The sequence below is a fragment of the Mesorhizobium escarrei genome (assembly GCF_935825525.1).
Taxonomy (GTDB): Bacteria; Pseudomonadota; Alphaproteobacteria; order Rhizobiales; family Rhizobiaceae; genus Mesorhizobium; species Mesorhizobium escarrei.
This window is the reverse complement of the sequence record NZ_CAKXZT010000159.1, coordinates 1-1,429: the sequence shown is the minus strand read 5'-3', so window position 1 is coordinate 1,429 and position 1,429 is coordinate 1. Positions and strand designations below refer to the sequence as shown.

Below are 1,429 nucleotides of genomic sequence, written 5' to 3'. Positions count from 1 at the left end.
GTCATAATGCTCACTTTCTATGTCATTGAAAATCAAAGCGCTGTTGAGCGGGATCGGCTGTTAGCGGACGCTGCGGCGCATTCCGCGTGCGATAGGCGGCGATATCCGCCGTCTTGAAGGCCCAGGGCGCACCATAACACACTTGCCGCCCTTTGATGATGCCGAGCCGGGCCATGCGCAGCGCCGTCATCACGCTCACATCCATGATTTGCGCGGCAGCTTCAAGCGTAATCTCGCCTCGCTCAGCCCATTCGCTGGCGCGGTGGACGGCAATGCCGTGATGGCTGCGGAACGAACAGATCCGCGCCTGGGTCCAGCCGTTGCCTCGCCCTGTCGGCTTACCGGCTCGATTGAGGAGCCGCGCAATCTGGCGGTCGGGCATCAGACGCGCCAGCTCGCGGACCAGCGTCAAAGTATCCTCGGGGACTGTCCAGCGATGCTTGCCGGCGGCGTTCATCTTGAGCTCCAATGCCGTGTGGTCCCCTCCCTGCCAATGCAGGACCATCTCGATGACGCCACCTTCGATACGGACGACGATCTCGCGCAAGGCTGCGCGAACGATCCTCTTGCGCGTCGCAGATGTTGCTGCCGGGTGCGACCAGGCGAGGTCCAGATCGGCGCCGAGCCGCATCAGCTGATCCCGTTCCTTCTCTCCCAGCAGAGATGGTCTTCGCGCCTCGAGCGCGGCAATCTCGCCTTCGATCTCGTGCACGGCTTCAAGCGCGTTGTTCCAGCGGCGCTCCAGCTCGCCAGCGACCAGACGATTGGCCGGGTCGACGGCATCGTATTGCCGACGCGCATGGGTAGCCTCGTAACGCGCCCGCTGCAGTGCCAGCTCGAGCTGCCTTTGTGCGGCTGACGTCTCGCTCGCTTGAACCTCGAGCGCCTTGGTTGCGGCGTCGATGCCGAGCGGCTTCAAGGCACCAAGAACCGCGGCGCCGACAGCCTCATCGGCGCGCAAGCCGCCAAACGAGATGCACCGCTCGGTGCCATGATTGACGAGCGCACCCCGGCAGTGATAGCGCCCCGCCTTGCCGCTATAAGCGACATACATCTTACGGCCGCAATGGCCGCAACGCAGAAGCCCCGCGAGAAGCAGCCCCCCGCGCCGTACCGCTCCTTTGGCGGTGGCACTGCCTTTGCCGATTGCGTTATTGGCAATCACCTGTTGGTTACTCTCGAACTCGCTCCACGGAATGTAGCCTTCGTGCTGGTCCTTAAGCAGGACGTCCCATTCCATCTGAGGGCGCCGCAGCCCGCGGCGCACGCGTTTGCGGCCCTCCTCAATGATGACCTTGCTTGTCGTGCGCCCGAAGGCATAGGCACCCGCATAGACTGGGTTGGTCAGAATGTTGTGCACGGTATTGTAGAGCGGCAGTTTCCAGGCGATGAAGCGCCCCTCTACGTCATGCGACTTAACGGGCAAAGC

The 1,429-nt window shown here is 63.0% G+C and carries 1 protein-coding gene; it reads right to left on the bottom strand.

From position 1 onward, the window contains the following. Positions 1 to 22: 22 nt before the first annotated feature. On the bottom strand, positions 23 to 1,429 hold a 1,407-nt coding region (locus tag NMG80_RS29190), incomplete at its 5' end, for a recombinase family protein (RefSeq protein ID WP_254021312.1).